Source organism: uncultured Roseivirga sp., assembly GCF_963973945.1.
GTDB lineage: Bacteria > Bacteroidota > Bacteroidia > Cytophagales > Cyclobacteriaceae > Roseivirga.
In genome coordinates this window covers 1-24,147 of the sequence record NZ_CAXBBV010000011.1, presented here as the reverse complement: position 1 = coordinate 24,147, position 24,147 = coordinate 1, and the positions used below count along the sequence as shown (strand labels likewise).

24 protein-coding genes are annotated in these 24,147 nt (G+C 39.5%); 11 read left to right on the top strand and 13 right to left on the bottom strand.

Going from position 1 to position 24,147, the window contains the following annotated elements:
* Positions 1-65: 65 nt before the first annotated feature.
* Positions 66-581, top strand: coding sequence for a signal peptidase II (gene lspA, locus AAC026_RS15935; protein ID WP_339700064.1), 516 nt, complete (start codon positions 66-68; stop codon positions 579-581).
* A gap of 1 nt (position 582) precedes the next feature.
* On the opposite strand, the gene AAC026_RS15930 is transcribed toward lspA, so the two are convergent.
* Complete coding sequence (locus tag AAC026_RS15930) at positions 583-735, bottom strand: hypothetical protein (RefSeq protein ID WP_339700061.1); 153 nt, start codon at positions 733-735, stop codon at positions 583-585.
* Positions 736-815: 80 nt separating this feature from the next.
* Here AAC026_RS15930 and AAC026_RS15925 point away from each other — a divergent pair, with 80 nt between their 5' ends.
* The 3 genes from AAC026_RS15925 (at position 816) to AAC026_RS15915 (ending at position 4,691) form a co-directional block, all read left to right on the top strand.
* Complete coding sequence (locus AAC026_RS15925) at positions 816-2,141, top strand: DEAD/DEAH box helicase (RefSeq protein ID WP_339700058.1); 1,326 nt, start codon at positions 816-818, stop codon at positions 2,139-2,141.
* Positions 2,142-2,189: 48 nt separating this feature from the next.
* On the top strand, positions 2,190-2,690 hold the full coding sequence (locus AAC026_RS15920) for a DUF6265 family protein (protein WP_339700055.1): 501 nt from the start codon (positions 2,190-2,192) through the stop codon (positions 2,688-2,690).
* A 141-nt stretch (positions 2,691-2,831) separates the two neighbouring features.
* On the top strand, positions 2,832-4,691 hold the full coding sequence (locus AAC026_RS15915; protein WP_339700052.1) for a cation:proton antiporter: 1,860 nt from the start codon (positions 2,832-2,834) through the stop codon (positions 4,689-4,691).
* Between the two features lie 54 nt (positions 4,692-4,745).
* Here AAC026_RS15915 and msrA read toward each other — a convergent pair whose 3' ends face one another.
* The 6 genes from msrA to AAC026_RS15885 all read right to left on the bottom strand — a co-directional run bounded on the left by msrA (position 4,746) and on the right by AAC026_RS15885 (position 9,464).
* The gene (gene msrA, locus AAC026_RS15910; RefSeq protein ID WP_339700050.1) at positions 4,746-5,408 is read right to left on the bottom strand and encodes a peptide-methionine (S)-S-oxide reductase MsrA; all 663 of its coding nucleotides are present in this window, start codon (positions 5,406-5,408) and stop codon (positions 4,746-4,748) included.
* 50 nt (positions 5,409-5,458) lie between these two features.
* On the bottom strand, positions 5,459-5,935 hold the full coding sequence (locus AAC026_RS15905) for a hypothetical protein (protein WP_339607848.1): 477 nt from the start codon (positions 5,933-5,935) through the stop codon (positions 5,459-5,461).
* Positions 5,936-5,997: 62 nt separating this feature from the next.
* A complete protein-coding gene (msrB, locus tag AAC026_RS15900) occupies positions 5,998-6,543 on the bottom strand; it encodes a peptide-methionine (R)-S-oxide reductase MsrB (RefSeq protein WP_339700048.1) in 546 nt (181 codons plus the stop codon).
* A 76-nt stretch (positions 6,544-6,619) separates the two neighbouring features.
* Positions 6,620-7,528: a class I SAM-dependent methyltransferase gene (locus tag AAC026_RS15895; protein WP_339700046.1), complete on the bottom strand. Its 909-nt coding sequence runs from the start codon at positions 7,526-7,528 to the stop codon at positions 6,620-6,622.
* A 158-nt stretch (positions 7,529-7,686) separates the two neighbouring features.
* Positions 7,687-7,881, bottom strand: coding sequence for a hypothetical protein (locus AAC026_RS15890; protein WP_339607845.1), 195 nt, complete (start codon positions 7,879-7,881; stop codon positions 7,687-7,689).
* 206 nt (positions 7,882-8,087) lie between these two features.
* On the bottom strand, positions 8,088-9,464 hold the full coding sequence (locus AAC026_RS15885; protein WP_339700044.1) for an exonuclease domain-containing protein: 1,377 nt from the start codon (positions 9,462-9,464) through the stop codon (positions 8,088-8,090).
* 47 nt (positions 9,465-9,511) lie between these two features.
* On the opposite strand from AAC026_RS15885, the gene AAC026_RS15880 reads away from it, so the two are divergent.
* Positions 9,512-10,360, top strand: a complete 849-nt coding sequence (locus AAC026_RS15880; RefSeq protein WP_339607843.1) for an ATP cone domain-containing protein — start codon at positions 9,512-9,514, stop codon at positions 10,358-10,360.
* On the opposite strand, the gene AAC026_RS15875 is transcribed toward AAC026_RS15880, so the two are convergent.
* From AAC026_RS15875 to AAC026_RS15865, 3 genes are read right to left on the bottom strand one after another with little or no spacing between them, the layout of a single operon-like run.
* Positions 10,323-12,044, bottom strand: coding sequence for a sodium:solute symporter (locus AAC026_RS15875; protein ID WP_339700041.1), 1,722 nt, complete (start codon positions 12,042-12,044; stop codon positions 10,323-10,325). The two genes, AAC026_RS15880 and AAC026_RS15875, sit on opposite strands and share 38 nt — an antisense overlap.
* The gene (locus AAC026_RS15870) at positions 12,041-12,181 is read right to left on the bottom strand and encodes a hypothetical protein (RefSeq protein WP_339700038.1); all 141 of its coding nucleotides are present in this window, start codon (positions 12,179-12,181) and stop codon (positions 12,041-12,043) included. The genes AAC026_RS15875 and AAC026_RS15870 overlap by 4 nt, the downstream gene beginning before the upstream one ends.
* Positions 12,181-14,721: a PIG-L family deacetylase gene (locus AAC026_RS15865; protein WP_339700035.1), complete on the bottom strand. Its 2,541-nt coding sequence runs from the start codon at positions 14,719-14,721 to the stop codon at positions 12,181-12,183. Before AAC026_RS15865 ends, AAC026_RS15870 begins: the two co-directional genes overlap by 1 nt.
* 223 nt (positions 14,722-14,944) lie before the next feature.
* Between AAC026_RS15865 and AAC026_RS15860 the strand changes: the two genes are divergently transcribed.
* Positions 14,945-16,522, top strand: a complete 1,578-nt coding sequence (locus AAC026_RS15860) for a glycosyltransferase family 39 protein (protein WP_339700033.1) — start codon at positions 14,945-14,947, stop codon at positions 16,520-16,522.
* A gap of 71 nt (positions 16,523-16,593) precedes the next feature.
* Here the strand turns inward: AAC026_RS15860 and AAC026_RS15855 are convergent, their stop codons facing one another.
* Genes AAC026_RS15855 through AAC026_RS15845 form a run of 3 tightly spaced genes read right to left on the bottom strand, consistent with a single transcriptional unit; the run spans position 16,594 to position 19,141 of the window.
* Positions 16,594-17,253, bottom strand: coding sequence for a phosphatase PAP2 family protein (locus AAC026_RS15855; protein WP_339700030.1), 660 nt, complete (start codon positions 17,251-17,253; stop codon positions 16,594-16,596).
* Positions 17,243-17,911 carry a tRNA (guanosine(46)-N7)-methyltransferase TrmB gene (gene trmB / locus AAC026_RS15850; RefSeq protein ID WP_339700028.1) on the bottom strand — a complete coding sequence of 223 codons (669 nt, stop codon included), beginning with the start codon at positions 17,909-17,911 and terminating at the stop codon, positions 17,243-17,245. The genes AAC026_RS15855 and trmB overlap by 11 nt, the downstream gene beginning before the upstream one ends.
* The gene (locus tag AAC026_RS15845) at positions 17,912-19,141 is read right to left on the bottom strand and encodes a folylpolyglutamate synthase/dihydrofolate synthase family protein (RefSeq protein ID WP_339700026.1); all 1,230 of its coding nucleotides are present in this window, start codon (positions 19,139-19,141) and stop codon (positions 17,912-17,914) included. It abuts the gene before it with no gap.
* 144 nt (positions 19,142-19,285) lie between these two features.
* On the opposite strand from AAC026_RS15845, the gene AAC026_RS15840 reads away from it, so the two are divergent.
* From AAC026_RS15840 to AAC026_RS15820, 5 genes are all read left to right on the top strand, one after another.
* The gene (locus tag AAC026_RS15840; RefSeq protein WP_339700024.1) at positions 19,286-19,936 is read left to right on the top strand and encodes a head GIN domain-containing protein; all 651 of its coding nucleotides are present in this window, start codon (positions 19,286-19,288) and stop codon (positions 19,934-19,936) included.
* 146 nt (positions 19,937-20,082) lie between these two features.
* Positions 20,083-21,657 (top strand): FMN-binding glutamate synthase family protein, encoded by a 1,575-nt coding sequence (locus AAC026_RS15835; protein WP_339700022.1) that lies wholly within the window; start codon positions 20,083-20,085, stop codon positions 21,655-21,657.
* A 35-nt stretch (positions 21,658-21,692) separates the two neighbouring features.
* Complete coding sequence (locus AAC026_RS15830; protein WP_339700019.1) at positions 21,693-22,166, top strand: hypothetical protein; 474 nt, start codon at positions 21,693-21,695, stop codon at positions 22,164-22,166.
* Positions 22,167-22,483: 317 nt separating this feature from the next.
* Positions 22,484-22,990, top strand: a complete 507-nt coding sequence (locus tag AAC026_RS15825; protein ID WP_339700017.1) for an energy transducer TonB — start codon at positions 22,484-22,486, stop codon at positions 22,988-22,990.
* 128 nt (positions 22,991-23,118) lie between these two features.
* Positions 23,119-24,093 (top strand): GSCFA domain-containing protein, encoded by a 975-nt coding sequence (locus AAC026_RS15820; RefSeq protein WP_339700014.1) that lies wholly within the window; start codon positions 23,119-23,121, stop codon positions 24,091-24,093.
* The last annotated feature ends 54 nt before the right edge of the window (positions 24,094-24,147 follow it).

Genomic DNA, 24,147 nt, shown 5'->3' with positions numbered 1-24,147 from the left:
TTTTCACCAATACCATCCTTCATTTTATAAGCTATTGATTAGTTTAGCAGCCTGAAAAGAATCCCATGAAGTCAAACGTTAATCGTATCATCGCTATTCTCGCCATTATCATTGTCAATATAGGCTGCGATCAAATCACCAAAGACATGGCTCGCGAGCAAATTGAATACAATGAGCGCATTGAAGTGATTGATGATAATCTTATTCTTACCAAAGTTGAAAACTCAGGTGCTTTCTTAGGCATGGGCTCCGACTTGTCTCCTATTTTCAAAAACATTCTATTGCTTGGTTTACCTGCCTTGGTGATGATTGGTCTTTTCGTCTTCCTTCTCATTAAGAAAGATCTTACCAAATTAGCCATTGTGGGCCTATCCTTTATCGTAGGCGGTGGAATTGGCAACTTATATGACCGCATTCTTTATGGTTCGGTAACCGACATGGTACATATAGATTTAGGTGGGGTTTTTAGAACAGGCATTTTTAATGCTGCCGATGTATCGGTAATGATAGGTACAGGCCTAATTCTGTTAGAACAATTCTTGACCAGAAAAGACCACAAGAAAGTAGAGGAAGCCAGTTAATCTACAACGCCAACCATAAAAGCAAGGCCACAATTAAAAGGATAGCTACCCAGCTCAAAGCCTTTGACTGCGAAGGAAATTCATAAGCACAAATAGGCCAAACTTTGGCTGCTGAATCTATTTCCATGGCGCATGATGGACATTCTTTTTTCATTTCGGCAATTTAGAAAAATATAAAAACGCAAAAGCGTATTACTTTTCTATTTATACCTGAAATACAAGTAGTTTTGTATCATGCAAACTGCCCATAAAAACCAAGAAGAAATCCTCGCTAAGCTTCGGATAGAAAAACTCAACCCGATGCAAGAAGCGGCCCAAGAAGCCATTCATCAGCATCCAGGTGTTGTATTGCTTTCCCCTACGGGCACAGGAAAAACCTTGGCCTTTTTGCTTCCAATTATTCAGTCACTTGATCTCAATTGCACAGAAGTACAAGCTTTGATCTTGGTGCCCTCAAGAGAATTGGCCATTCAGATTGAACAAGTGATCAGAGAAATGGGAACAGGCTTTAAAGCCAATGCTGTGTATGGCGGTCGCCCAGCATCAAAAGACAGAATGGAGTTGAAACACAGGCCTGCAATCCTTGTGGGTACTCCCGGCCGTGTGGCAGACCATTTAAGGCGTGAAGTTTTCCCTGTGAAAGACATCAAGACTTTGGTGTTAGATGAATTCGATAAGTCTTTAGAAGTGGGTTTTGAACTAGAAATGATGGAGATCATCGCTTTACTTAGCCATGTGCAGAAGAAGATTTTGACTTCGGCCACTAACGAAACCGAAATACCGGGCTTTGTAAAGCTCAAATCACCCCAAATCCTTGATTTTTCAGATAAAGGTGACTCGGCACTCGAAATCCAACTAGTGCTTTCACCCGATAGAGATAAATTAGAAACGCTCGTTGATACCCTCAACCGACTTGGAGACCAGCCGGGCATTGTGTTCTGCAACTTTAAAGATTCCATCGAGCGAATTAGCCAATACCTTTTCGATCATGAAATTAACCATGGTGTGTTTTATGGTGGAATGGAACAAATAGACCGTGAAAGAGCACTTATTCAGTTCCGAAATGGCACTTATCAGTTGCTATTGGCAACAGATTTGGCTGCTAGGGGAATTGATATTCCAGAATTGAAATTTATTATCCATTATCATTTGCCTAACTCTGGGCCAGAATTCACCCACAGAAACGGTAGAACCGCCAGAATGAACTCAGAAGGTACGGCTTACGTGCTACAATGGGAAAAAGAAGAATTGCCTGATTTCATTTCCGATCTTAAACCTAAAAGTGGTAGGGTTCGCGATGTACTGGAAGGAATTACAGCACCAAAACCACTCATGAAAACCCTTTTCATTTCGGGAGGAAGAAAGGACAAAATATCGAAAGGCGATATTGCTGGGCTCTTCTTCAAACAAGGCCAACTGCAGAAAGATCAGCTGGGCATGATAGAAATTAAAAACGACTGTGCTTTTGTTGCAGTAGCTGCCATAGAAGCCAAACGCCTGATCAAAAGCTTGAACAACACCAAACTGAAGAATAAAAAGGTAAGAATAACGGAAATTTAGATAATAGCTGTCCCCTACTTTCATCCTTAATCGTCAAATCGATAAAACATGAAAAAGTTAAGTCTATCTCTCCTATTCGTTTTTATCTGTTTTAGCAGCTTCGGCCAAAACACATTAAAACTTGGTGATAACAAATCTCCCAAAGCTACTTTGGCCGATATAGCTTGGCTAAGTGGCCATTGGCGTGGTGAAGCCTTTGGAGGCATTATAGAAGAAATTTGGTCTCCTCCTTTGGGCGATTCTATGATGGGTTCCTTCAAACTAGTTTCTGAAGGTAAAACTGCCTTTTACGAAATCTGTCAATTAGTTGAAGAAAATGGGAGCCTTTCTTTTAGGTTGAAACATTTCAATGGTGACCTCACAGGTTGGGAAGAAAAAAATGAACGAGAAGAGTTCCCGCTGGTAAAAGTAGAAAAAGATGCAGTTTATTTTGATGACTTCACTATCAAGCGAATTTCAGAAAATGAAATTCATATGTATGTGGTCATCAGCGATGAAGGAGAGCCAGAAGAGGTTGAGTTCAAGTATTTTAGATTCAATATGAAATAAGTCTAGGCTTGCCTTTGAGGTTTTATAGTTGATCATTTTAAGTCTGTAGATAGCCAAGCGTTAGGCGATCTTTGAAACTTAAAGTCGGGTAGAAGTTCATTTTTACCTACTTTAGAAGAATTACGAACTATCTTGACCTCCATGAACAACCTCGAATACTGGCCAATATTTATCATTATGTCCATTGCATGGTTAGTACCCCTGGTACTTTCTAGACTAGAAATATCCAAAGTACCTTCTGTTATAGTCGAAATTTTAATGGGTGTTTTGGTTGGTCCTTTCGTTCTAGGCTGGATCGAAGAAACACCTATTACTAGCTTTCTAGCTCAAACGGGCTTCCTATTCCTTATTTTCTTAGCAGGAATGGAAATCGATGTCAACAAAATCATTTCTTCCTTCCCTCGAGGAAAAATCAAATCAGTAGACTTATTAAGCAATTCTCTACTGGTGGCCTTGTTTATTTACTTTGGTTCACTTCTGTTATCACTCCCCTTTGCTTGGTTAATGGGGCAGTTTATTGAGGTAGACTTAATGTTCTACACCTTCCTACTTCCTACAGTAGCCCTTAGTATTACAGTTCCTATTCTTAAAGCAGAGGGCGAGTTTAAAAGAAAGTTCGGGCAGATTTTATTGATGGAAGGCGCTATTGCTACTGTAATGAGCATAATACTTATTTCTGTTTATTCTGGGATTCTAAAAAAGGGATTTCAAGTAGAGCTTCTTCTTTTTGCAGTGATTTTCATTGTGTTCATAGTCGTTTATTGGCTAGGAAAGCGATTGATGAAGGTGCGAAGTTTTCAACAATTGCTTTATAGACTCGAACATGCCGCAAGCCAAATTAGAGTAAGAGGCGCTGTAGCATTGTTGTTTTTCTTTGTGGTTATTGCTCACTTAATTGGTACAGAGCTAGCCATGGGGGCATTTTTTGCGGGAACGCTACTGAGCCTATTTGTGGTTAAAGAAAGGTCGGCATTGCTCTTTAAACTAGATGGTATGAGTTACGGTTTCTTCATCCCTATCTTCTTTATCATGGTTGGTGTGAACTTAGACATTTCAGCCTTAACACAGTTTCAAGAGTCAATACCATTCATTTTATTGCTTATTGCTGGCGTATTCATTACACAGCTTATTCCTTCCTTTATTTTAATTAAGGTATTTGGTTTTCGAAAAGCATTGGCCGGAGGTATTCTCCTTACCGCTCGCATGGGATTAATGATTGCAGCAGCACAAATTGGTTTATCGCTAGGTGTAATTAGTACGGCCGATAATGCTGGAATTGTAACGGTTGCAATCCTCATCAGTCTTATTTCCCCCTTGTTATACAAGATGTTCAACAATATTAAAGAACAGCATCATAACATCTATATTCTTGGAGGTAGTAAGGCCAGCCTGTATTTAGCTGAACGACTTAAAATGCATGATATGTCGTTCATTACTATACTTCAGAAGAGAGACATATTGCCCGAGTTTGATAGAAAGAGCTTGAATTATAAGCATGTGGAATGTTTAAATGTAGAGGTAATAAGTAAAATTAAATTGCGGACAGCCGATTTAGTAATTGTTCTTACAGAATCGAATAACCTGAATAATGAACTAACCCATTACATTAAAAACGATTTACAACACAGCAAAATCATTACAAGAAAACAGTCTGCAACTCATGATTTAATAGACCCTCATGGTGAAATTAAATTTGTAGATCATGATGAAATTTTGGCCAACCATATTGAAAATATGATTGCCAGCCCCGATTCAGTGGCTTCACTTTCACAAAGCTTTGGGGGTTATCGTTTAGAAGAAATTATGATTAGCCGAACTGATATCAATAGAAAATTGGTAAAGGAAGTGCCTTTCCCTCCTTCTGGCTCATTGGTTATTCAAAAAAGAGATGGAGAAGTTTTCATCCCTCATGGAAATACACATTTACTTTTGGGTGATATCATGACTGTAATTGGTAGCCACGCTGCCTTGGCTGAGTTTAGGAACATATTAGAAAAATAGCACTCCTGTAAAGAAGTGCTATTCAATATTATTGTAAGGCTAAAGAAGTATTTTCTATTTCTCAGAAGCGTATTTCTTCTTTACTAGTTTAGGAAAATGCTCTTTAAGTTTATTCACCTTGGGTACTGCTATATTGATAATGTAAGGGTTGCCCGGGTTTAACTCATAATAATTTTGGTGGTAATCTTCTGCTAGCCAAAACTTAGTATACTCAGTTACTTTAGTAGCAATGGCCTTATTGTATTTTCCAGATTTATTCAGTTTAGAAATATACTCGGTTACGAGTTTTTTCTGGTTTTCATCATGATAAAATACTTCAGTCCGATATTGAGCCCCTACATCTGGACCTTGTCTGTTCACTTCAGTTGGGTCATGGGTATAAAAGAAAATCTCTAGTAATTGCTGATAAGTAATTACTTCTGGGTCGTAATAGATTTGAATGGCTTCGGCATGGGTAGTTCGGCCATAGCTCACATCTTCGTAACTTGGGTTGTTCTCCTTACCACCCGTATAGCCCGAGACTACATTTTTAACGCCATTCACCCTTTCGAAAACTGCCTCTGTACACCAGAAACAACCTCCTGCGAAAGTGGCTATTTCATTTCCTTTTTCAAGTTCTGCCGACAGGTTAACTAGCTCTGTAGCGCCTGTTCCAACGCAAGAGGAAACTCCAAAATTGAGGATTATACTAGTAATAATTGAATAAGCTATATGCATTTGACTTTTATTTTATCTACCGTCCTAACGTCCTCAATAACCATTAGTTTTTACACTATGTCATCCAGAATACTCTTAAGGTCAGCTGGTGAGTAATTAATTGATTTTAGCGTTTTATTATCTGCTTTTCTATAAACTAAGAAATGCCCATCTGATTTTTCAATGTAGCTTTCCGTACCGTCTTTGTCCATGTAATGCTTCTGGGTGGCTTCTGCCTCCTCCATTGTTTTGCAAGTTTTGCTCATGTTAGAACGCTGAACTTCGTCAAACAAAGTTTTAAAGCTATTGGCCATACCAAACTCCAAAATCGCTCCTGATAATACATACTGGATATCACACAAGGCATCAGCTACTTCAACCAAGTCGTTGGCTTGAATGGCTTCTTCTAGTTCTTTCAGTTCTTCGGCAATAAGCGAAACCCTAAGCTTACATCTATCAGCAGATGGAATTTGAGGTGTTTCTAAAATTGGGTGTTTAAATGTTTTGTGAAATTCAGCAACTGAATTAAGTGATTGTGGTTCTTTCATGATATAAATAAAAAGGCCTGTTAATACAGGCCAATGTTAAATAATTATTCGCGCTTGATAAACTAGTTATTGTCTTTTTTAAACTTTGGCGGTGCTCCTCCTTCAGGAACAAAAATTAAAGCTGCTGAATTTAAGCAATAGCGCAAGCCAGTTGGGGCCGGGCCATCCTCAAATACATGGCCTAAATGAGATCCACTTTTACTGTCTACAACCTCCCATCTTACCATTCCTTCACTTGTATCTTTTACCAGCTTAATGGCATCATCAGAAATTGGTTTCCAAAAACTTGGCCATCCTGATTTCGAATCGTACTTAGTTTCTGAACTAAAGATTGGCTGTAAACTGGCCGCAGAATAGTAAGTTCCTTTTTCATAAAACTTATTGTATTTGCCAGAAAACATGGTTTCTGTTGCCTGCTCTCTCAATACCGCATACTGCAAAGGGCTTAGCCTTTCCTTCCATTCTTTTTCCGACAACTGAATTTCATATTTGGGTTTGTCTTGCTCAATATTTATATCAGACGGATGATCTTCTTGGCTTTTCAAAGTGATTACACTCGCCACAAGCAAAATAACCAAACCACTAAATAACATTATTCTGGTTTTCATATCCTCGTTCTTTTTTTGTCCAACCTAATAAACGTAATAAAGGTTTGAACGGATTGGTCTAAATTATATGAAAGGTCTACCAAGCGATACTTTGACTAAAGAAACCCATACTTTGGTGTTCTCCATCCTCTTTTATGGGGTAGAAAAAGATATTTGGAAGTTTTACTTTTTTCCATGGTGCTAAAACACCTAGTGCTTTCTTCGAGCGTTGATCGGCCTTTAACTGGTTACTGGCATGCATTGGTTTTGAGTTGTCATAAAGCATAATGGAAACACCATCTGGCTTTAAACACCTTTTCAATTCTTCATACGCCAGTCCTTGAACTTCTTTGTTATAATTGTTGATGTAATCAAATGAGAACAAGGCTTCAACTGAATCATCATCAAAAGGCAAATGATCAACATCGCCCAAGACTAAAATTGTTTCGCCTGGCAATTCATTTTTCATTGCCAAAAGTCTCGGCAATGAAAAGTCCATATGGAAGTAGTACTTAAAGCTTCTTCCGTAAGTAAGATTATGGATTGAGTCAACATCGTGGGTAACAACACTCATAAAATACTCTCCACCCTTCGGCAGTAATCTGGCCAACTGGGTGATTTTCTCTTCACTGATTGGGTTACTTTTAAGCTCTTTTGACGGTTTTTGGATAGTGTTGCCTTCTCCAAATCCATATGTTTTATAAAACTGATCGATCTCTTCTTTGGAGACTCTTCTTAAGTGATTGGCGGTTCTGTTTTTAGCTACAATGGCTGTTTGACGTTGTAAATAGCTAATATTATCAATTATAGGATAAACGTAGGTTTGATTTGCCGTAACTAAAGCTGCAGATATTTCGATATTTACTGGAGCTCCTGGGTAAAAAAACAGATCTCCTTGTTTGATTTGAGCATTAAGGGATACCAGCTCTTTTTCTTTCATTTGCCTTAAAGGCTTCTTTGTAAATGGACAAACCATTAATCCTTCCATATCTATTCTTTCTTTCACCGCACTTGAATTTAATACACTAACGTATGCAAATGCCCTACCAGATCATTAAAATTAGTCCTTTAAACATTTTAGTAAAAAAAAATTCCCTATTTGGGAATTTTGTTCAATAAAATACCTTGATAATAGCGTATAGGGTTTAACACTAAAGGAGACTTTTAAGCTTTACCTTCTTGTTCAACCTTAATATGCTTATGTCCAGCTAAAAGAATGCTTGAATAAAAAAGCTCTTTGCCAACAGTGCTCACATCGTTAACATACTTGATAATACGTTCAGATTTTTCTTGAGACTCTTGCAATTTGCCTTCAGCATACTTCAATAATTTTCCTCGTATTTCTTTAGTCTTTGTCATTGTACTACTTTTTGCGAATTCTATATCTGTTTAAGCGATTATCCCATCAATTTGTTTCAAAAACAATGCAATAGATAAAACAATTATTTTAACGGTTTAACCTTATCAAGGTAGGCTTTTAAAAATTTCTGTATATACCCAGAGAAAGGTATTTTGATTACCAAATGATTGCCAAATTATGAAACTAAAAGAGACAGGCCAGACAATTAGGCAAAGAGGCCATAATTGGGCTCTTCAACTTTGGTTGTGAATTCAATCACCTTACGCTTAGAGTAATACTGATTAATAATACGTTGAATATCAGGAGTGTCGGGGTAAAGCGTAATGATATTCTTAACATCATCAATTGTATCAAAAGCCATGTCGCTTTCATAGAATCCAAAACCTAAATACTTCCCGTTTTCAACCAAAACAACAGACTTTTCAGAAGGTCTTCTTCCCTGCCCTAACAAACAAAACGACTGAGAATTTTCTTTAATACTCTGAATGGCATTTTTGAATCTTTCGCGCTGTTCCGCAGCTCCTTCTCCTCCTGTTTTTATTGAATATCCAAAATACATCATCATAGATGCGGGAAGGCTGCAAAGCTGAGGGTCAAGTTCAAACTTCTTCACCAGTTCGATTAAATAATCACGCGCACGATCGAAAGAAGTAAAGCCAACTAAAGGCAAGGTGCCCTTCATTCTTTTACCAATCGACAAGCGATCGAAGCCTTTGCCATCTTGATAATGATAGAGACCGTATTTGACATTGGTGAATTTTTGGGCCTTATTATAAATCGGAAAATGCTTTTTGATTTCAGAAGACTCAAACAAGAAAGCAATCATTTCATCTCCGCATTCTTCATAGGAAATATCGTACAACTTATCCTTCAACCCTTGTTTGTACACTACATCAGTATTTGAGAAATGGCCTTTAACCCTTTTCTTAATGTCATTCGCCTTTCCTACATAAATGATTTCGCCATGCGCATCGTGAAAATAATACACCCCAGTAAACTCAGGTAAGGCATCGAAAGTAGCTTTGGGTAAATGTGGTGGTAAAAATGCTTCTTTAGAATCTCTCTTTAAAAAGTTTTCAATATGCTCTTCACCATTTTGAATAATTAGGTCGAGCAGTTCAACAGTTGCTTTGGCATCGCCCATTGCCCTGTGGCGCGCATGGTTTGCTATTCCAAAATGATCGCAGAGATTGCCTAAACTGTAAGATTTAAGGCCTGGGAATGCCTTACGAGAAAGGCGGACCGTGCAGAGTTTCTTTAGGTTTAAAGTACCACCAAGCTGCTGAAACTCATTTTTAAGGAATGAATAATCAAAATTGACATTGTGAGCCACAAAGATGTTCCCCTCTAACATTTGATAAATTTCTTTGGCTACTTCGAAAAACCTTGGTTCATCCCTTACCATTTCGTTAGAGATGCCCGTTAGCGCAGTAATGTTCATTGGAATTACCCGCTCTGGATTCAAAAGCGTTTGATATTCGTCCACCACGCGTTTTCCATCATGAATTAAAATGGCTACTTCGGTGATTTTTCCGTAATTGGCAGAACTGCCTGTGGTTTCTATATCGACTATGGCGTACACAGCTTCAAATTACATAAGTTTTATTTTCAATACGTAGCATTAACTCAATGAATACTATCCTTGTTAAGAAATACTCTGGCGATCTGGTTCCATTTGAAATTGAGAAACTAGAAAACTCATTATTCAAATCTGGAGCAAGTCCCGACCTTATAAATAAGATCGTTAAAGAGGTAATAGGTTGTTTATTTGAAGGAATTTCTACCAAGGAAATTTATAAAAGGGCTTATAGCATTCTAAGAAAGTCTTCTAATGCCTTGGCTGGCCGATACAAACTTAAAAAAGCCATTCTCGAACTGGGGCCATCGGGTTATCCTTTCGAAGCTTTTATTGCTCATTTGTTTGAATATCAAGGCTATAAGGTAGAATCAGGAATAACTCTAAATGGGAAGTGTGTAACTCACGAGGTAGATGTGAGGGCCGAAAATGACACTGAAATTCATTTTATGGAATGTAAGTACCATAGTAACCCGGGTTACAAATCGGATGTGAAAATTGCGCTCTATGTACACTCTAGGGTGAATGACCTTATTGCCAATTACCAACCTAAATTCCCTGATAAAAAGTTTACAGGTTGGATTGTCGACAATACCAATTTCACCAGTGATGCCATACGCTATGCGGAATGCAACGGTCTTAAAATCATGGCTTGGAATTACCCTTCGAAAGGAAGTTTGAAGGATCGCATTGAAATTTCTGGCCTATACCCCATCAGTTGCTTGGTTTCACTTACAAAAGCAGAAAAACAGGTGCTTCTAAAAAAAGACATAGTACTCTGCAAACAGCTTTTGGATTCTCAAGAAGCACTCAACTTCATTGATAAAAGAAAGCATAAAAAAGTTCAGCAAGAATGTAGAGAACTTACGCTGCCAATGGTTTCTCAGGCTTCACCAAATTGAAAATATAACTGAATAGAACTACCAAAATACAGCCCAGTGCATTATACCATAAAAAGCCCATGGTAAATGCGCCAGCTTCACCAATCGTATTGAGGTAATGCACTAGAATGATCACAGCTTGGCTTAGTATAGCACCCATAAATACCGCATTGCTTCTAATTTTCTTAAAGAAGAAAGCCACTACGAAAATACCCAAAACGGTTGGGTAGAATAAAGAGCCAATCAAGTTCACCGCTTGAATTAGATTTTCGAACAGCGACAATGTGGACGCAAAAATTATAGCGATTATACCCCAAGAAAGCGTAAACAATTTTGAGGACTTTAGGTAATGTGTATCTGTTTGGCCTTGATTGATTCTTCTTTTGTAGAAATCAATTGTAGTAGTCGAGCCTAAGGCACTTAATTCTGAACTGGTGGAAGACATGGCCGCAGAGAAAATCACGGCAAAGAGCAATCCTATTATACCCTTGGGAAGAACAGTCATTACGTAAGTCATAAAGATGTAATCCTTATCGTTGGTTTCTGCTCCTGGCAATGCGGTTGACACTAATGCCTTGGCCTCTGCCCTAATGTTATCCGAATCTTTTTGTAAGGCATTCAATTGGGTCTGGACATCCGTAATTATAGTTTCGTCACCTGCTTCAATCGCTTCATTTAACTGAAGTACAGTTTCACGTTTAGCGTTAAATATGTCCATATAATCTGCTTCCAAATCCCTAAAGTCATCAGCGTAATCGGTACTCATTACCTGTTCGGTAAGGTTATCGTTAAAGAAAACAGGTGGCTGATTATATTGATAATAAACAAAGACCAATACCCCAATAAGCAGAATGATAAACTGCATCGGTACTTTTAGCAAGCCATTCATCATAAGCCCTAAACGGCTCTCAGAAAGGGTTTTTCCAGATAAATAGCGTTGCACTTGAGATTGGTCTGTGCCAAAATAGGACATAAAGAGAAACACAGCCCCAGTCAATCCTGACCAAATATTATAGCGATCTTCAAGGTTAAAATCGAAAGTAATCACATTCAGTTTCTCCATTTTACCCGCTACATCCAAAGCGTCACCAAAACCAACGCCAGAAGGTAATGAATAAATCACCAAAATACCCGCGATGATCATTCCACCCATCATTACAGCCATTTGCTGCTTCTGAGTTTGAGTTACCGCAGCAGTTCCTCCAGACACGGTATAAATGATAACCAAAATACCGATAACGATGGTTGTGGCTTGTAAAGGCCAACCCAGTAGTGAGCTTAAAATTATAGATGGAGCATAGATTGTAATACCAGCTGCTAATCCTCTCTGAATTAAGAAGATAAACGCAGCCAACATTCTAGTTTTTAAATCAAATCGAGATTCTAAATACTCGTAAGCTGTATAAACTTTCGCCCTATAATAAATTGGGAGAAAGAACACCGAAATGATAATCATGGCAATTGGCAAACCGAAGTAGTATTGCACAAAGCGCATTCCATCGGTATAGGCTTGCCCAGGCGTAGAAAGAAAAGTAATGGCACTGGCTTGAGTCGCCATAATTGAAAGACCAATGGCCCACCATTTAGAGTCGTCTCCCCCTCTTAAATAGTTATCGATATCTTTCTTACCTCGGGTTTTATAAACTCCGTAGGCTACAATAAAAATAAGGGTGCCGAAAAGCACTACCCAGTCAATCCAACTCATGCGTATGCGATTGTAAACCAGTAAAACAATAGAATTAATACAGTCAAAGTACCGATCAGTAACCAGTACATTCCAGACCACTTCTTAAAAAATGGAGGTTTGGCATCCCTCGCTTCTTGTTCTGTTTGCGCACTCATTAGCGTTTGTTTTCGATTCGGTTCAGACTAGTGTTCTTTGGCTTCTCATTTCCAAGTGAAATCATATTACTAAAAATTCGGTAAGCCCCAGCTACACCTGCGGGTAATTCTCTAAACCATGAATAGCCTGTGTAAACAAAATAGCCTTCGCCATACTGCCCTACAATCAAACCGCCATCATTTGGTTTATCGCCTGGGTCGTTACTAGAAAGGATTGCTGTATATTTTTCGTCCCATTGGTTGGGGAAGTAAAGCCCACGCTCCTGCACCCAGCCTTCAAAATCTTTTTCGGTAATCTTATTTGGCCCATTAATCAATGGGTGGTCAGGTGCTAGTATTCGCACTTCAGCGTCTTCAACCGTTACTCTATCTCTTGAAATTTGAAAAGGATAAGGCCCAATCTCTGGCTGATCTCTCATACTGGTGTTATACTGGGCAATTACGGTACCGCCTTGCTTTACATATTCCATTAAATCAGGTTGAATAAATGGCATTCTATCCACGGTGTTATAAGCACGCACCCCAATAATCACGGCATCAAAATCAGCTAAACTTTCAGCTGTCACTGTATTCGGATCAAGAATAGACACTGTATATCCAATTTGCGTTAAGCTTTCTGGTACGGCATCGCCTGAGCCCATAATGTAGCCAACATACTGTCCCTTTCTTTCCAAATTAAGGCGCACCACTTTGGCTGTACTTTCAGGGAAAATCGTTTGTCTAGGAATGTGCTTGTAATCAATCACTTTCAAACCTTGGTGATATGACTTACCATTATAAGTCACTTTGGCTGTTACCTGACCTTCTTGCTGCGTAGTTGGAGGCAATACCTGAAACTTGAATCGCGCTTCTTCCTGCTTTCCTTTTAAGGTAAAATCAAAATTTTCTGGACTAGATTTCCAGCCTGACGGCAGATCTAAACTCACTTTTCCTGAAACATTATCGGTACCCGCTTTTACCACCACATTTACTTCTTTGGCAGAATTATCGGCAAATACCAAAACGCTTTCGGCAATATTCACAAATACTGGTGGCGTAACTACAAATGGCCTATACACTTCTCCGTCTACCCTATCATTCTCTTTATAGACTACAGAAGTTGCATAAGAATAAGGCTTTCCGTTGATGGTCAAATTAAACGTAGCATTCAAAATGTCTGGATTTTGAGCAAGCCCAATCAATGCTTGATCATCTACCCTATACATCCCTACAGTTCCTTCTTCGCGAAGCCAATAAGGCTGTGAATTGGTAAGTTCTGGCAGAGTAAACTCTAAATTCTTTCTGAAAGACTGATTATTGGCCAGCGGTTGTGTAATGGTCGCTTTCTCATTGAGTTCAGGAAAATCAATTGAATTGAGTGCAACCTTAACATCTGAACGGTTAATGGCTTCCACACTAATTCTAAGCTTCTCTCCGCTTACCTTGGTTTCTTCGTCAGCAACCACTTCTAAATAAAGGCCCAGTACAGATTTAATCACCAAATCAAGCTCTTCTAGTTTTACCTTTTTCCAATACTCATTTTCAAGCTTCACCAGTTTTTCACGGGCTTGCATTAAGTCGTCAATAATTACGGAAGGATTACTGAGGTTATAATTCTTATTGGCTTTAGTCAAAAGAGCGCCAATCTCTGCTCCTCCTTTTACTCTCGACCAAGTGGTGTTGACATCCTCAAACAGATCGGACTTTGGTTTCTCCCCTTTCCAATACATCAATACTTCCTTGCTTTCACCTCTTCGGCCTGTGCTACCAAAGCCCTGAGATTTATGTTCGCTACGGCCTAAGGAAGATATTTCGTCATAGGAAAGCCCTAAAAGCGGATTATAAGCTCCAAAATCAACGGTGAAATAACCAGGAGTACCGTCAAACTCTTCTCCATCATTTCTACCGCCAAAATTATAGCCGTTCCAATAGAGGGTTTTAGGTTGCCATGGCTCTACATACTTTAACTGCTCAGGGTATTTGGTAGGGTCGTTGGCCAAATCAAAGGCCTGCATGGCCAAACGGGCCGAAGCGGTATGATGGCCGTGCATGGTTCCGCTCGGCACCAAAGTAGTATCGAAACGGGTAATGATAATATCTGGGCGGAAACGTCTGATGTTCCAAACCACATCGGCCAAGGCATCATCCTTATCCCAAACATTTAAGGTCTCATTAGGGTCTTTCGAAAAACCGAAATCATTGGCTCTGGTAAAAAATTGCTCCCCACCATCCTTTCTTCTGGCAGCCAAAAGCTCTTGGGTTCTGATAATCCCTAGATACTCTCGAATCTCGGTACCGATTAAGTTTTGTCCCCCATCACCACGCGTCATGGCCAAATAGGCGGTGCGCATGTTCTTTTCATTGGCCATGTAGGCAATCAAGCGGGTGTTTTCGTCATCGGGGTGAGCTGCCAAGTAAAGCACCGAACCTAGTACTTCCAGTTTATTTAAGGCTTGTTTTATTTCAGCGGCATCCAGTTTTTTGGGTGCTTGCGCCTTGCCTACTGTTGAAATGGTAGTAAGCAGAATGCAGAAAAGCATTAGTTTAGAAAGGTGTTTCATTTGATTTTAATGAGTATTCAGGCTTGTAACGGCTTCTAAGTTATCAGGTTCTATCGATTATCCGAGTGGCAATTCTGTTAATGGAGCATAAGTTTTTCGATTTTAGAAAGAAATGTCGAACTAACGACTTCATCTCCAATTCTACCATCGAATATTCCTTTTCAGACCTTTTCAGATTTCATTCCCATTCTTGACCATTATCAATTAGCTTTGCAGCCAGCTCATGAACAAGCAAAAATCACTACTCCTCATTGTCATTTTAGCCGTTGCAGTATGCTATGCTAATATTAGCGGTTTGGATGTTTACGCATTAGATGAAGCCAAAAATGCAGAAGCAGCCAGAGAAATGTTTGAAAGTGGCGATTATGTAGTTCCGTATTACAACTACCAACTCCGTACAGACAAGCCTCCACTTCATTATTATTTTATGGCTGCGGGCTACTCCATTTTTGGAGTAAACGAATTTGGTGCACGCTTCTTTTCTTCCTTAATGGGCGTTTTCACCATTATGATTACCTTTTTGTTTGCTAGGAAACACTTTGGCGAAAAAGCTGGATTGAACGCGGCATTGGTGCTTATCTCGTCCATCCATTTGGCATTGCAATTCCATATGTCGGTGCCCGACCCCTATTTGGTCTTCTTTTTAACATGGGCATTTTATTCGTTTTACGAAGCTTATAAAACCAATAACAAATGGCAGTTGCTGTCTTTCTATTTCGCCATTGGCTGTGGAGTGCTCACCAAAGGCCCTGTAGCAATAGGATTACCAGGCTTGGCGGCTCTTATCTTCCTTTTCACACAAAGGGATTTTAAATGGAAAACGGTTTGGCGCTTGCAACCCTTTGGAGGTTTGTTACTGGCCTTACTGATTTCAGTGCCTTGGTTTTATGCGGTGCATGTTCAAACGGATGGCGCTTGGACTCAGGAGTTTTTCTTTAAACATAATTTCTCTCGTTTTTCCGACTCAATGGAAGGCCATAGCGGCAGCCCGTTATTGACCTTTGCCTTTGTTTTTGGTTTGGGCATGTTGGCCTTTATTCCGTTCTCAGTGCAGTCTTTCAAAAATACTTGGAAAGAAAGAAAGGACAGCGCAATGATGTATGTGCTAATTTCAGCTTCCGTGATCGTAGTGTTTTTCGCGATTAGTAGCACCAAGCTGCCCAACTACACGGTTCCGTCTTATCCCCTCATTGCTATTTTAATTGGGGCTTACATAGCTAAAATCGATAACCAGTGGTTTGCTAATCTGGGAAATCGAATTGGTCTGTTTTTCTATGCTATTCTGCTAATAGGTTTCCCTGTAGGCATTTATTTCGGACTAAAGGGTGACAAATCATTAAGCGAGCTGACGAATCTTGCCTTTTATTTCATTCCGCTATCTGTGGTAGGAATTTTTATTTTGAAACAGGGCATTGCCAGAAAGAACATTGAAAGCGTATTGTGGATGAACATCAGCGTTTGGTGTGTAACGATAATGCTTTTCTTCCATTTGATTTTCCCACAGGTAGATGGGCAGAACCCAGTTCGGCAGACTTTACCAGAAATGGACACAAGCAAAACAATTATTGCTTTCAAACGACTTAACCCTGCATTCGTTTTTGCCCTGAAACGTGAAATACCAATGTACAATGATGTGGAGACCATCAAGCAAATTATGGGGAGTCAGCCCAGCGGTTATTTGATTTCTCGTACCGAATTTCAAGAAGAACTAGAAGCCATTCCCGGTTTAGAGTTTCAGGATAAAGCCAGAGACTTGTTCGAAAACCCTACCACTTTAGTGATGAAGTGGGGAATGGATTAATGTATAATCAATCCTCCAAAAGCTCTCATTTCGATTTCAAATGAAGTGATTCACTCTGCTAAAAAACAACCTCAGCTTTTGGAGGCTTTTCTAAATGATAGACCACTTTGAAGCTTAGGTCTATCGACATGAGGCTTCATAATGTACCAAGCGATAAGCGCAGCGAGGATTCCAAAAACACTTCCAATGTAGATGTCTCTCAAGAAATGCTGAAGGATATAAACCCTTGATATTCCGACCAATACAGCAGCAACAAATAAGCATACATTTAAAGCTCTATTCTTGCATAAACTGATCAGTACAAAAGCCAAAGTAAAGGCCGAAGCGGTATGGCCCGAAGGAAAACTATCGAAACCGCGGGTGGTAACTCCTTCCACAAAATTGAGGCTGTCCACCTGATCAGCAAAGAAAGTTTTGGGTCTTGGTTCTCCATCAAAAAGCCACTGTTTAAAAATGTGAACAAAGACCGTTTGCAGTGCAATGGCAATCAGCATATAATAGAACCTATATAGATTCGTGAATAGAAAATACAGGGCTACTATGGCCAATAAAACCCCATCGCCTAAATGTGTCCAGTATTTGAAGAAGAAGTCTCCAAAGCTGGTGTGTTTGTCGTTAAGCCAAAGCACAAAATCGCCATGGTTGGTTAAAAGCATCAAAATGCCAAAAGCCAATACATAAACGAGCACTAGCCACTGCATTCCTTTGTCTACAAATGGTTTATTTCCCATGGTCGAATCTAAATTTCATGTATTTGATATCTTCACCAAGGTTATAGAATTTCTCTTCAAACTTGGTTTTAATTCCATAATGATCATTCATATATTCTGAATGATACAGGTTACGAGTGTATTCCAAATCAACAATATCATTTCGTTCCCCTAAGATTTCCAGCGTATAATCGAAAAGCGGTGTATTGTCGGTTTTAAAGAACACTTGGCCGTTTTCGGTGAGTAATGATTTGTAGTACTCAAGGTATCTTGGTGAGGTAAGTCTTCTTTTGGCATCGCCATCTCTTCTGAAAGGATCGGGAAAAGTAATCCAGATGGTTTCTACTTCGTTTGGAGCAAAAAAGCTTTCTATACTCTGAATTTGAGCCCTCAGAAAAGCCACGTTGGCAAGATTTTCTTCAATGGCTTGTGTGCTGCCCACCCACAATCGATCGCCCTTTACATCAACGCCCACAAAATTTCTATTGGGATAAACCCTAGCCAAACCCGTAGTGTATTCACCTCTGCCACAACCCATTTCGACCGTAATCGGATGGTCATTCTTGAAGTATAATTTGTTCCAGTTTCCTTTTAATTGTGTGTAGAGTGCTTTGTAATCTTCCAGAACATTATCGCGTTCTTTTAACTCTTCAAACCTTTTCTGCTTCTGTCTCGACATTTATAACGCTTCTATTTCGGCCACCACAAAGGTACTACCTCCAATATAAATCATGTCATTTTTCGTGGCTTTTGACTTGGCCAAAGCAATTGCTTCATTTACATCCTGAACAAAATCCGCCTTCAACCCATAAGGTGAAACCAACTCTTCAATGCGTTCCAACTTCATGGCTCGTGGCACTTTGGCTTCACAGAAAATGAATTCAGCTTGGGCTGGCAAACGGGGAATCAAAGTGTCTAACTTCTTATCATTAACGAAGCCCAAAACCATGTAGAGCTTTTCGAAAGAACAAGACTCTATTTGTGGAATGATATAATCAAAAGCTTCTTTGTTATGCCCCGTGTCACAAACGGTCAATGGTGCTTCTGAAAGAATTTGCCACCTGCCTTTTAGGCCCGTTTGAGTTCTCACATTAGCGAGTCCATGCGCTAAGGCTTCTTCGGAAATCTTCCAACCTTTATTTCTTAACACATTGACCGAGGCCAATACGCCTTTGATGTTTTTAGCCTGATAAGCACCGGGCAAATCAAGTGAATATTCGCTCGTATTCAAGGGTTCCTGATCTGCAAATACCAACTCCGAATTCATCTCTTTTGCCTTCTTCGTAAAAACAGAGGTTGTTTCGTTTTGGGACTCCCCGATAACCACAGGAATATTTCGTTTTATCACTCCAGCCTTCTCAAAGGCAATTTCTTGCAAGGTATTGCCGAGCATATCCATATGATCGAAACCAATATTGGTGATCAGTGAAAGCTCAGGAGTGATGATATTTGTGGAGTCTAACCTTCCGCCTAAACCTACTTCAATAATAGCTATGTCTACTTGCTCCTCGGCAAAGTAATCGAAAGCCATGGCCACCGTCATTTCAAAAAACGAGGGATGAATTTCATCAATGGTAGGTTGAATTCTTGCCACAAAATCAACCACATATTGTTCGGGAATCGGTTGGCCATTGATTCGTATTCTTTCGGTAAAGCTCTTTAAATGCGGACTGGTATAGAGTCCCACCTTATAACCTGCCGATTGAAAAACAGAAGCTAACATATGAGAAGAGCTTCCCTTGCCATTGGTACCCGCCACATGAACGGATTTGAACTTATGTTGAGGATTATTCACCGCTTCGCAAAGTTTTATAGTGTTGGTGAGGTCTTTCTTAAAAGCCACATTCCCTACCCTTTGGTACATGGGCAAAGCGGAAAACAAATAATCAAGGGTCTGCTGATAGTTCACTGCGCGAAGATAGCATTTCGGGAATTATTTGCTGCTAAATCAAGCCTCATGTTCTCCATTTCTTATCGATGAAAAAATCTATTGTTCTCCATACGTGCGATATCTGCATGAACCGTCATAAGGGTACAACAACAAACTCAAAAAATGAAACAACAACATTTACTCTTAATGCCTTTTGCCATTTTAGCACTTTCTGGTTGTTCCTTAGATGACATTACTGGAAGCGGCCCAATTACCTCAGAATCACGTGTGGTTGATTACTTTCACTCTGTAAGACTACAAATTGAAGCGGACGTGTATTTATTGCAGGATAGCGAACAAACGCTTAGGATTGAAACCAACGAAAACTTGATCTCCGTTATAGATACTTATGTGAGCAATGGTGAACTTATGATTAAAAGCAACCATAACATACGGAGAGCCAAAAGATTGAGAATCTATATTTCAGCTCCTGATTTCAAGAACATAACACTTACAGGATCGGGAGATGTTGAAAGTGAGAACTGCATGGATTTGGATAACCTTAACTTAAAAATTAGCGGTTCGGGGAAAATCATTTTTTGTGGTTCGGTAAATTCACTCAATGCTTCTATTTCGGGTTCAGGAGACATTAACACTTATGGCTTAAACGCAAAAGCAGTTGAGGCTAGCCTTTCTGGTTCAGGAAATATTAAAGTGACAGCCGAAGAAAACCTAACCATTAAGATTTCAGGTTCGGGGGATGTTTATTACAAAGGCCAACCTGAAATAGATTCAAAAATCACAGGTTCAGGTAGGTTAATCCGCACCTACTAAATTACTACTGGAGGTAATGCTACGTGGTATTACCTCCCTTATCTGGCTCCCCCCCCTTACTCCCTTTTACCTAACAATAAATGAGCGATACATTTAAATGCTGACAAAGAAATACTACTTTGAAGAAAATCAATTTAATTACGTTCATGGAATCATTTCAATCGTTCGTTGCAGCCGTTCCTTGGTGGGGCTGGGTGCTTTTCTTCTTCTTTGTCCTTTTTCTAAGAGATATTATTCAGCGAAAACATACCATTACGCACAACTTCCCAATAGTTGGCCACTTCCGGTATATGCTAGAAAAAATTGGCCCAGAGCTTAGGCAATATATAGTAGCCAATAATCGAGAGGAACTTCCATTTAACAGAAGTCAGCGTTCGTGGGTGTATGCTTCTTCAAAAAAGCAAAACAACTATTCGGGTTTTGGCTCAGATCAAGATCAGGCGTCTCCGGGCTTTGTATTTATTAATCCAACCATGTTGCCTTACAAGCCTGCGCCAAATCACCCTAATGTTATCCATGTAGACTTAATTCCCTGCGCTAAGGTAATGGGGCAGTACAACAAAAGAAAAAGGCCTTTTCGACCTAAATCCATCGTCAACATTTCGGCCATGAGTTTTGGTTCTTTATCCGCCAAGGCCATAGAATCATTAAACAAAGGCGCAAAAAAGGCAGACTGCTATCACAATACTGGCGAAGGTTCTTTGTCCTATCATCACCAACATGGAGCAGATATCGTCTTCCAGTTTGGCACGGGTTACTTCGGAGTTAGAACCCCTGAAGGCAATTTCGACATGGACAAAATGGTGAAATTGGTGAACGACTTTGATTACATTCGGGCCATAGAAGTTAAACTTTCTCAAGGCGCAAAACCCGGAAAAGGTGGTGTTCTGCCTGCATCCAAAATCACTAAAGAGATTTCGGAAATCAGACATGTACCAATGGGAAAAGATGTAATCTCCCCATCAAGCCATACCGCTTTTTCTAATATACCAGAACTCTTAGATTTTATTGAAGACATTGCCAACAACACAGGTTTACCTGTTGGTTTTAAATCTGCTGTCGGAAAATTAGACATGTGGGAAGAACTGACCGACCTTATGGTAGAAAGGAATATTGGCCCTGACTTTATTAGCATAGATGGTGGTGAAGGTGGAACGGGTGCCGCTCCTCCTGCATTTGCAAATCACGTTTCACTACCATTTGTATTTGGCTTTTCTCAGGTGTATCAAATGTTTAAAAGAAAGAACCTAACAGACCGAGTGGTATTTATTGCTTCTGGTAAATTGGGGTTTCCTTCCAGCGCTTTGATGGCCTTTAGTATGGGGGCAGATTTAATCAATGTGGCCAGAGAAGCGATGCTTTCTATTGGTTGTATTCAAGCCCTTTCATGTCACACCAATACCTGCCCTGCTGGAGTAGCCACCCAAAACAAATGGTTACAAGCAGGAATTGACCCCACCCTTAAATCGGAGCGATTCTATAATTATGCAAAAAGCCTAAGGAAAGAAATTCTTGAGATTACCCATGCTTGCGGTTATGAACACCCCTGTCAAATGGAAATGACTGATGTAGACATGAGTATGGGTGATAATAATTACACTACTACCCTACGTCAGATTTACAACTATGAAAAAGTACCCGTGGACTTTATAAGCATGGAAAAATTGATTGATTGTGAGCATTTAGGTGGTAAAAGTCTTAAAATCCAGTCTGTTACTTAACTAGTCTTTAAAAGCTTTAATTCTTTATTATAGATATGCAAGAACCTGTAATTGAGCGTTTTATAAACGCAATTAGACGTCTACTAGAGGACAAGATTGCTAATTCTCAAAAGGAAATAGCCGAAACCTTGAGCCTTTCGTCTTCTTATTTTACAGAATTAATGAAGAAACGAATCAATTTAAGCGCAGATCATGTACAGAATTTCTTGATTTCTTGGCCTGTCAATCCATCCTATATTTTCAGCTTATCAGACGAAATTTATCGCAATACCCCAAGCACAACTAGCGAATTGGATAGCGTAAATGAACCGTCTGGAACATATACCCCAAGCTATAAAACGGCTTCACCCCGACCAAAAACAGCAGAATTACCCCGACCAACCCATTATATTGAGGAATTATTAACCGAAAAAGACAGGGTAATCAGCACGCAGCGCGAGGCATTGGAGGCACAAAAGCAAACAATACAGCTATTACTAGCAAATAGCCAAGCTAAGGAAAAAAAATAGGGCTATGCGCCCGTATCAAACAAATGGTACCTTCTAGCTACCTATTTAAAAGCATTCTTAAACCGTTTTAAGCAGGTCTTAAAAGGTATTGTTAAAAAATTAAGGTCAAATTCAAGCAAACTCAATCAATTGGTACAAGTTGTTTTTAACTCCATTTCCCAAAATCCCCGAAAGAACGCCAAAAACACAGCTTTTGCACATCTTTCTTTCTTGTGTTTTGGTACATGTGGTTTTACCCCCCTTATAATTCAAATTGTAACTAAATTTATTTGCGATCAACTATTAAAATAGTTTAATTCGGATAAAACTTAGTTACTATGAAAAAATCAACCATATTATTTGCTGCGCTGCTATTTGTAGCGTTCTCATGTTCCGATGAAGATATGCGCCTTGAATCAATTGATGAAGTTGGTCGAGTAGAGCGTGTTGCTGGTGTACAAAACTCCGATAAAGTGTTCATTATTGTAGAAGAGCCACCTACCTTCCCTGGTGGAGTGGACGCCTATAAGAAACACCTTTTAACCAACCTTAAATATCCAGAACAAGCTAAAAAAGACGGTATTGAAGGAAATGTATTTGTGTCCTTTGTGGTGAACAAAGAGGGGAAATTGGAAAATATTCAAGTGACAAGAGGTATTGGAGGAGGTTGCGATACCGAAGCGGTACGCATGCTACTTACCTCTCCTGATTGGATACCTGGTAAACAACGCGGCAGACTGGTAAATGCCAGAATGAGTTTACGCGTTGCTTTCAGTCTATCAGGAAATGTTACTCAAGTGCAAGATGATGGAGCCCAAGTAATTGTTTCAACTCCTGCGATTTAAAACAACACCTCTTTCTGTCAGAAGAGTGAATGGTCAAGGTCAAAACACTTGGTCAGCTAAATGGAAGCCGATAATATTGGTTTCCATTTTTTTATTTTTAGCCATTCTTACATTGGTTATCTTTGGCCATGTTCCGAACCGAATTAAACCCCAAAACCTCTTCTCATAAAATACAGTTATCAAATCCATTGATTTCGATTGGCTCCTGCTTTGCAGACAATATTGGAAAGAAGCTTTCTCAACATAAATTCAAAGTTGAGAAGAACCCATTTGGTGTTATTTTCAATCCCCTATCCATTTTTGAATTGGTTGAAACGGCCTTTAATGAAGAGCGTTTATCAGAAGACAGTTACTTAGTTCGAGATGGCATTCACTTCAACTATAAGGTACATTCAGAGCTTCACGGAAAATCTCAAGAAAAGCTTGAGTTACAAATTAATCATAAGCGAAACCTGCTATCCAAAGCACTTCGTAAACCAACCACAATCATCATTACTTTGGGAACAGCTTGGGTGTATGAAGAAAAAAAGACGCAGATGCTCGTGGCCAATTGCCACAAAATACCCTCGAAACAATTCAATAAAAGGCTGTTAAGTTCCGAAGAGGTTTCAAGTGCTTTTATGCTGTTGAAAGAACAGCTTCATGCCGAAAATCCTGATTTGAAATTCATTCTTACGGTCAGTCCTATTCGGCACGTAAAAGACACGCTGGAATTGAATATGGTGAGCAAAAGCATTCTAAGGCTGGCTTGTCATCAGATTAGCACTTATGCCGATGATGTAGACTATTTCCCTGCCTATGAGCTCTTAATGGACGACTTGAGAGATTATCGCTTTTATGAAAAGGATATGCTGCATCCGAATCAATTGGCCCAAGAATACATTTGGGGAAAATTTATGGACGTTTACTTCGACAAAGAAACGAAAGCCTTTATTAAAAACTGGAGCGAAATACGTAGCGCCATGAAGCACAAAGCATTTCACCCCGAATCTGATGCACATCAGAAGTTCCTTCAAAAAACCATTGAAAAGCTAGAGCAACTTAAAGGTTTGGTGAAGGTGGATAAGGAGCTGGCAAAACTGAGGAAGCAGTTGATCGGTTAATCAGGGATCAGGGATCAGGGATCAGGGATCAGGGATCAGGGATCAGGGATCAGG